The organism is Frankia sp. AgKG'84/4 (assembly GCF_023242965.2).
Classification (GTDB): domain Bacteria; phylum Actinomycetota; class Actinomycetes; order Frankiales; family Frankiaceae; genus Frankia.
Genome location: NZ_JALKFU020001117.1, coordinates 1 through 1309, shown reverse-complemented (window position 1 = coordinate 1309; position 1309 = coordinate 1). Strand labels below are relative to the sequence as shown.

The 1309-nt window shown below is 75.6% G+C and carries 1 protein-coding gene and 1 pseudogene; one reads left to right on the top strand and one right to left on the bottom strand.

From position 1 onward, the window contains the following. Nucleotides 1-566 (top strand): annotated as a pseudogene (locus tag MXD58_RS27765) (DNA repair protein RecN); the annotation flags it as partial. A 19-nt stretch (nucleotides 567-585) separates the two neighbouring features. Here MXD58_RS27765 and MXD58_RS27760 read toward each other — a convergent pair. Beyond that, on the bottom strand, nucleotides 586-1309 hold a 724-nt coding region (locus MXD58_RS27760), incomplete at its 5' end, for an MFS transporter (protein ID WP_250611119.1).

Sequence of the window (1309 nt, the reverse complement as noted above, 5' to 3'; positions counted from 1 at the left end):
GCCTCGCGATGCCCCGCGCCCGCGTCGAAGCAGCCGTGTCCCAACGCGCCGACCCCACCGGGCTGCCCGTCGGCGACCGGACGCTCGCATTCGGCCCGTCGGGCGTCGACGACGTGGAGCTGCGGCTCATCGCCCATCCCGGCGCGCCGGCCCGCCCGGTGCAGAAGGGCGCGTCCGGGGGGGAGCTGTCCCGGGTGATGCTCGCGATCGAGGTTGTCCTCGCCGCCGCCGACACCGGCTCGACGATGGTCTTCGACGAGGTCGATGCCGGCGTCGGCGGCCGGGCCGCCGTCGAGATCGGCCGGCGCCTCGCCCGCCTCGCCCGTACCCACCAGGTCATCTGCATCACCCACCTGCCACAGGTCGCCGCGTTCGCCGACCGCCACCTGGTGGTGCACAAGGCCGATGACGGTTCGGTGACCCGCAGCGGCGTCGTCACCCTCGACGACGCGGGCAGGGTCCGCGAACTGTCCCGGATGCTCGCCGGCCAGGAGGACAGCACCCTCGCCCGCGGCCACGCCGAGGAACTCCTTGCCGCCGCCGCCGCGGACAAGGCCCGCGTCTGACCCGACGCCGCGCCCGGTGCTACCCGCCGGCCCCCGAGGTCGACGGCGCGGGCTGATGTGTGGTAGGCGCGGCCGCCCGGGTCGGCTCCGCGTCGGTGGCGGCTCGGCCGCGTGCCAGCGCCAGCGCCAGCGGCAGCGGCGAGGCGAGCATCAGCACACCGGCCGCCGCGATCGCCGCGCGCGGGCCCGCGGCCGCGGCGAACGCTCCCCACAGCGCAGTGAGTGCGGCCACCGTCACCTTCACGCCGACCGACCAGGCGGCCAGGGTGCGGGCCACCTGGTGCGTCCCGGTGCGTTCGAGGCGGTAGGTGACCAGCACCGGGTTGAACGTCGCCGCGCAGGTCACCACACCCAGCTGGGCGCACATGACGAGCAGCAGACCACCCGCGCCGGGCCGGACGAACGCCAGCGGTAGCAGCCAGCACGACCGTGCGGTGCCGGCGACCCGCAGCACCCGCAGCGAGCCGTGCCGCGCGACGAGGGGACGGGCCAGCCTGGAACCGACCAGACCCCCGACGCAGGGTGCCGAGAAGGCCAGCCCGTACTGCCACGGCGCGAAGCCGAGATCGCCGAGCATCAGCACGGCGATGACCGGCGCGGTCGCCATGATCAGACCGTTGACCAGGGCCACGTTCACGAACAGCGGCCGCAGCTGGGGGTGGGTCAGCAGGTGGCGCCAGCCCTCGGTCAGTTCCCCGCCGCGCGGTCGCGGTGCCGGTGGCGCCACCTGGTGTGGCGCCACC